Raw genomic sequence first — 6,406 nt, 5'->3', positions numbered from 1 at the left:
GGTTATTTCTCCCTGAGCAGGTAGACGTTGCCGTTGCCGTCCGCGTCGCTGTTGAAAATGAGGTCCGTGTCGTTGATGAACGCGGCGTGCGGGTGCACCGATTCCGTTTCGGACGTGCTTCGGTGCTTGAACATCTTCACGGTGTCGACCTTGTTCGTGCCCGGCTTGATGTAGTAGTAGAAGATGTACTGCGTTTCTTTGCCGCCGTCCCCTTCGATGATCGTCTGGGCCGGGTTCATGGCGAAGTGGTTGCTGTACTCGCGGATGTCGTAGCTGAAGAATTTCTCCTTGCGGATGTTGTAGGTCACGACCTGTTCCGGTGTGTCACCCTGCACCCGCTGCGCGAAAGCGGCGTCCCGGCCGTTGGCCTGCCAGAACGGGTGCACGCCGTGGTCGTTCGAATCGGTCAGGAGGGTGTTCTTCTTGGTCCCGATGTCGACGAGGCCGATCTGGTCCTCGTCGAGCACGTGGTAGAGGAGCGTGTCGCCGTACACCGGGTTGATCAGCACGTGGTCGACTTTCCCGTCGATCTTCTTGACCGTTTCGAGGTCACCCGTCTTCACGTCGATCGTGACGAGCGAGGAGCGGTCCTCGTCCTCGTCGTACAGGGACGAGACGATCGTCTTCCCGTTCGACGTCAGGGCGACGATGCCCTTGACGTCGTACTTGTCCGACACCGTGCGGATCTTCTTCTCCTCGTACGGGGCGCGCAGGCTGACCCTGGTGAACGTCCGGTCCTCGACGAAGAACGCCTCCTCGGTCTTGGGGGAGACGTTGGCGTGGTCGCCGTCGATGTGGTCGGAGTCGGTCAGCTGCACGAACTTCCCGTTGTCGAGCGACATGAGGTACAGGTTCTCGTGGTCGTCGTCCCTCTCCGACATGAACACGACGGAATTGAGCGAGGGGACGTAGGGGTCCACGTCGAGGTACATCTTGTTGTCGAGCGCTTTGGAAGTGGTGAGCTGAACCACCTCGTAATCGCTGTCCAGGGCGGGAAGGGTTTTCCACTCCGCCGCGAATCGCGCGCCCTTTCCGGAATCGGGCGCGGATTCTTCCGCGAGGGCGAAGGAGGAGGATCCGAGCATGGCCGTGCACACCAGAATGGCTAAAGCAGATTTCACGAGGACAACCTTCCCGAGTCGAGTGCGAGAGGCGCGCCGTTATCCACTATAGAAATGGGTGTACTACTCCACAATGGATTGAACCTCACCCTTTCGGGTGGAGTGAAAGTGAGGAATTCTCACAAGTTTCGTCACGGGACTTCGTGCCGATCGGTGGTGTTGAACCATGGTGGAGCGCCTTTTTTCGTCAGGCAGGTGTACGCGAATTAGTGGTGAGGCTATGCGTTGTCGCCGGTCAGGGGATGAATTCCACGCGAGGTGGTCAGTCGAGCGGAACGCCCGCGAATCCGAGCAGGGTGAGCCGCTCGGCGGTCGGGGTGCCCGCGACCGGGGAGAACAGGGCGAGGATCTGGGTGCGGTCCTCGTCCACCAGGGACTGGCAGTCCAGTTCGAGCAGGCCGACCTCGGGGTGCAGGATCCGCTTGCGGCGGCGCCGCATGACGGCGACGTCGTGCAGTTCCCACAGGGCGGCGAACTCGGCGCTGTCGCGGCGCAGCCGGTCGACCAGGGCACGGGCGGGGGCGTCGTCACGGCGGCCGACCGCGGCCCGCAGGTCCGCGACCAGGGACCGCGACTCCTCGGCGTGGTCCTCGGCCGGGAACCCGCCGCGCGCGGCGGGATCGGTGAACCAGCGGTGGATGACGCTCGCGTCGGGGCCACGGCGGCCGGTGAGGTCGCCGAACACGGCGCGAGCGAGGTGGTTCTGGGCCAGCGTGTCGCCGAGGTCGGTCATTACCTGGGCGGGCACGTCGTGGAGGCGGTCCAGGACGGCCAGCAGCGTCGGGGCGACGTGCCGGTCGCCGCGGCGGCGGTCGGGCGCGGTCAGTCCGGACAACCGGTAGAGGTGGTCGCGCTCGTCCAGGCTCAACCGCAGCGCGCGGGTCAACGCACGCAGCACCGACTCCGACGGCGTGGCCGTGGCCCGCTGCTGTTCGAGGCGGGTGTAGTAGTCGGTCGAGATGCCCGCGAGCCCGGCCACCTCCTCCCGGCGCAGCCCCGGCGTGCGCCGCCGCCCCGCCACGGCGAGACCGACGTCGACCGGACTGAGCGCCTCCCGCCGGACGCGGAGGAACTGGGCGAGTTGCGGGGTGTCCACAACGGAAAGTCTGCCCTCGTTGCGGCCCGGTAGGCAGGGACAACCTCACTCTGCCTACCGCGTGTCCCACGGCCGAAGCTGGGTTTCACTCGACTACGGAGGGAATCCCCCATGTCCGCCACTCGCACGTGGTTCATCACCGGCGCTTCCCGAGGGCTCGGCGCGCTCTGGACCGAAGCGGTCCTCGACCACGGCGACCGGGTCGTCGCCACCTCCCGCGACCCGACTGTGCTCAAGCCACTGGTCGACCGCCACGGCGACCGGTTGCTGCTGCTCGACCTCGATGTCACCGACCGGGCCGCGGTCGACACCGCGGTCGCGACCGCCGAGGAGCGGTTCGGCGGTGTCGACGTCCTGGTCAACAACGCCGGGCACATGCTCACCGGCGCGGTCGAGGAGGTCAGCGCCGAACAGGCCGTGGCGCAGATGGACGTCAACTACTTCGGCGCGCTGTGGACCACCAGGGCCGTGCTGCCGGGGATGCGCGAGCGCCGTTCCGGCCGGATCCTCCAGGTTTCCTCGCTCGGCGGCCTCATCGCCTACCCGGCGCTGGGCGTCTACCAGGCCTCCAAGTGGGCGTTGGAGGCGATGAGCCAGTCACTGGCCGCCGAGGTCGAGGCGTACGGCGTCCACGTCACGCTGATCGAGCCGATCATGTTCCCCACCGACCTGGCCACGGCCTCCCCGCAGGTGCGGTCCGACCCGGCCTACGCCCACGCCCGCGCGGCCCTCTACGCCGGTGCGGGTGCGAGCGGGTTCACCCCCGGCGACCCGGCGGCGACCTCGGCGGCGCTGCTGGCGGTGGTCGACGCCCCGAACCCGCCGCTGCGGGTGCTGTTCGGCACGGGCGGCATCGACGCGCTGCGCACCGAGTTCGCCGGTCGCCTCGCCGGGCTGGAGGAGTGGGACCACGTCTCCCGCCTCGCCCAGGGCACTGCGGAAAGGTGAGGTGGTCGGTCAGCTGTTGGCGGTGTGGACGTCGTCGATGAGGAACTGCTCGTTGGCGAGTGCCGTGCTGCTGGCAGAGAACTGGTGGCCGGTCAGGGCGCTGGTCGCGCCGTCCGCCCTCGGGGCCGTGCCGATCACGGTGCCGTTCACGCTCACCGTGGCCTGCGTCGTCGTGGCGTGGACGGTGAAGGTCGACCAGACGCTCGTCGACGGGTTGAATGACTGGCCGGTCGTCAGCGGGGTCCAGGTGTTCGTGGCGGCGACGTAGTAGCGGATCACGCCGTCCGAGCCCGCGGCGAAGTGGAACGCCGACTTGCGGGCGCCGTTGACCGGGGTCGCCAGCACGGTGAACAACAGCGCCGATCCCGCGCCGGCACGCCACTTCCGCGGGTGGAAGCGGAACTCGAGGGTCTTCGTCGCGCTGGACGAGTCGGAGCGCCGGATGGCGGGCAGGTGGGCCGTGCTGTCGTCGTTGATCAGCAGGGCCCGGCTGCTGCCGCCGCCGTCGACGTCCTGGGTCACCCAGATGCCCTGGTGGCCAACACCGTTGTCGTCGACCGTGTAGTCCAGCGAGTAGCCGCGCGGGACCGTCCCGCCGATCGGGTCGTTCTCGAAGGAGTCGACGTCGTCGCTGTACAGCTCCAGCTCGTTGAGCACGCTGCACGGCGCCGCGACACCGGGCGGGCAGTAGGACGCCTGGCCGGTGAGCACCCGGACGTACTGCGCCTTCCGCGTGCCGGGGGAGTGGTACTTGAGGGCGTGACCGGTCTGGTCGGTCACGGAGTGCCAGTCCTGCCAGGCGTCGCCCGCGTTGAGCTTGGTCTGGATCGTCGCGCTCTGGGTGCCGCCGAGCGCCAGGCTCAGCCCGATCTTCGACAGGGTGTACGGCCGGTCCAAGGCGAGGTCGAGGGTGCCGGAGTCGCTCTGCTTGAGCGCGCTGGACCACGGCTCGGTGCTGCCGTCCACGGCCCCGCGCACGCCGGTCCTGGCGTGGCCGGGCACCGCGCCCAGGTCGCCGCTCAAGGTGGCCTTGCGGGCGAGGTCGATCTTGCCGGTGCCTGCGGTCAGGATGTCCGCGAGCACGTGCTTGATCTGGAACTCCTTGGTGCCACCGGACATCGGGGCGTTGTGCCAGGCGCACTTGTTGTAGTGCGCGCCCTGGTAGGTGATGGCGTGGCACGAGTCCGCCACCAGCACGGCGCGGTTCGCCTCCGTCCGCGCGAGGTCGGCGTTGCCGCTGGTGCCCTCGTTGAGGTTCTGCGGATCGGCCGTGGAGTGGTTGTCGTAGAACACCTTCTTCACGTTCCACGTGGTTCCGGTGCCGTCGTAGGACAGCGCGACGTGGTTGTCCGGCCGACCGGCCACCAGCGCGAGGATGCCGTTGGGCAGCAGTTCCAGCCGCGGGTTGATCCGGCCGAACGGGCGGTTGCCCGCCGAGTCCGGCGCGAACTCGGGGATGGGCGCGGCGGCGGCCGTCCAGGTCGCGCCCAACGTGGTGGAGCGGCGTTTCCACAGGTTGTCGTAGTCCGACGAGCGGCTGACGGAGATCAGCGCGCCGTCGGACGCCACCGCGATGGTCGTCTCGCTGAACTTGCGGGTGGCGTTGCCCAGCACGATCGGGCTGCGCAGCGTCCACGACAGGCCCGCGTCGGCGCTCTCCATCAGCAGGGCGCTCGGGCCGTAGGTCGCCAGGTTGGTGTACCCGGACATGAGCAGCGGGCCGTTGGGCACCTGGACCACCGCGTTGGGGAAGAAGTTCGCGCTGGTGGCGGCGAAGGTCTGCGGCGCGACGTTCACCGTCGCCGTGACCGTGGACCCGAACGACGTGCCGTCCGTGGTGGAGTAGCGCATCACCATGCGGCGCTGCTGCAGGCTGTCCGAGGTCTGCCCGACGAACTCCGGGGCCACCACCCGACCGTCGGCCAGTCGCGCGCTCACCTCGACGCCGTCCTGCGAGGACGGGGCGAACGTGGAGCCGCCGTCGGACGAGACCAGCGCGCCAAGGGGCGAGTACCCGTCGGCGTCGTAGTGGTCGATGTACCCGGCGCGCACCGGGCGCGTGGGGGAGTCGGCCGTGCCGGAGTCGAACGCGTCGGCGACGGCGTACCAGGTGGGCGGATCACCGGCGGGGTTGTACGTCGTGGCTTCCCCGGACAGGAAGAGGCCGGGGGAGTTCGGTGCCGCGCCCGCGATCTCGGACTTGGTCGCCGCCTCGGCGACCGGGTTCGGCGCGGCGGCGGTCGCGGCGATCAGCGCGCTCACGATGGCCGCTGCCAGCAGCGGGCGGTTGCTCATGGCGTTTCCCGTTCCTGTTCCGCGAAGTCGAGCGCCAGGTGGGACGTCCGCCCACCGGCAAGACCGGAAAACGGTATCCACCCGACCGTTCGCGGCACAACGACATCGCCGACAGGGGTTCGGGCACTTCGGTCGCGACGTGTTCCGGGCTCATATTTTCGCGGCCCGCTGTCGAGCGGTGAACGGTATGCGGGCGACCGGGTGAATTGATTGCGGACTGAACGGCGATCCTGGTAATCATTCACGAGTCCTGCTCGTCCCCTACTGGAAGGACCTCTCATGTCCTTGGTAGCGCGAGGGAAACTCGCCGCCGTCCTGCTCGCCGCGGCCTTGTCGACGATCGCCGCGCCCGCGATGGCCGCGCCCAGCTCCCCGATCACCGCTCAAGGTGGCAGCGGAACGGTCGGCGACCCGTGGGTCCCGATGCGGGAAGCCCACACGACGTGCGACTCGACCACGCTGTTCGGCAACTACTCCGGTGGCGTGCACCGCGATCCGATCGTCGTGCTGCCGCGCGGCACGTGGATCGGCGTCCGGTACGTCACCGGCGACGGCCGGTCCGCGGACGTCCTGTGGCACAACCACAGCCAGTGGGGCTTCCTGCTCCGCAGCTGCTTCGCCTTCGACTGACGACCAGAGGAGTCCCCGTGAAGCTGGCCGCTCTGGGCACGGCACTGGCGCTGACCGCCGTGCTCGCCCCGTCCGCCTCCGCCGATCCGTCCACGCAGGCCGTTCGCCAGGTCTGCGCCCAGGACCTGTACGTCCGCGCCACCGCCGCGGGCGTCGTGATCGGCACCCTGTACTTCCACGAGAACTTCGACGTGTCCCGGTACTCGCCCAGCCGTGACTGGGTTTTCGGTCACGCCTACGGCAACGTCCACCAGGACGGTTGGGTGCAGAACGGCTGGTTCTGCTGAGTCCACGGGTGCGGGCGCTCCACGTGGAG

The 6,406-nt window shown here is 68.6% G+C and carries 6 protein-coding genes; 3 read left to right on the top strand and 3 right to left on the bottom strand.

Annotated elements, in window-relative coordinates:
* Window positions 1–2 precede the first annotated feature (2 nt).
* Window positions 3–1,085, bottom strand: a complete 1,083-nt coding sequence (locus tag ACFWW9_RS45475; protein ID WP_390389777.1) for a hypothetical protein — start codon at window positions 1,083–1,085, stop codon at window positions 3–5.
* A gap of 298 nt (window positions 1,086–1,383) precedes the next feature.
* On the bottom strand, window positions 1,384–2,217 hold the full coding sequence (locus tag ACFWW9_RS45470) for a helix-turn-helix domain-containing protein (protein WP_390389776.1): 834 nt from the start codon (window positions 2,215–2,217) through the stop codon (window positions 1,384–1,386).
* 111 nt (window positions 2,218–2,328) lie between these two features.
* On the opposite strand from ACFWW9_RS45470, the gene ACFWW9_RS45465 reads away from it, so the two are divergent.
* A complete protein-coding gene (locus tag ACFWW9_RS45465; protein WP_390389775.1) occupies window positions 2,329–3,165 on the top strand; it encodes an SDR family NAD(P)-dependent oxidoreductase in 837 nt (278 codons plus the stop codon).
* A gap of 9 nt (window positions 3,166–3,174) precedes the next feature.
* On the opposite strand, the gene ACFWW9_RS45460 is transcribed toward ACFWW9_RS45465, so the two are convergent.
* On the bottom strand, window positions 3,175–5,460 hold the full coding sequence (locus ACFWW9_RS45460) for a sialidase family protein (protein WP_390389773.1): 2,286 nt from the start codon (window positions 5,458–5,460) through the stop codon (window positions 3,175–3,177).
* 279 nt (window positions 5,461–5,739) lie between these two features.
* Between ACFWW9_RS45460 and ACFWW9_RS45455 the strand changes: the two genes are divergently transcribed.
* Complete coding sequence (locus ACFWW9_RS45455; RefSeq protein ID WP_390389771.1) at window positions 5,740–6,090, top strand: hypothetical protein; 351 nt, start codon at window positions 5,740–5,742, stop codon at window positions 6,088–6,090.
* Window positions 6,091–6,107: 17 nt separating this feature from the next.
* Window positions 6,108–6,377 (top strand): hypothetical protein, encoded by a 270-nt coding sequence (locus ACFWW9_RS45450; protein ID WP_390389769.1) that lies wholly within the window; start codon window positions 6,108–6,110, stop codon window positions 6,375–6,377.
* Window positions 6,378–6,406 lie beyond the last annotated feature (29 nt).

The organism is Umezawaea sp. NPDC059074 (assembly GCF_042738955.1).
Taxonomy (GTDB): domain Bacteria; phylum Actinomycetota; class Actinomycetes; order Mycobacteriales; family Pseudonocardiaceae; genus Umezawaea.
Note: the sequence above shows the minus strand (reverse complement) of the source record. Positions and strands in the feature narration are given on the sequence as shown.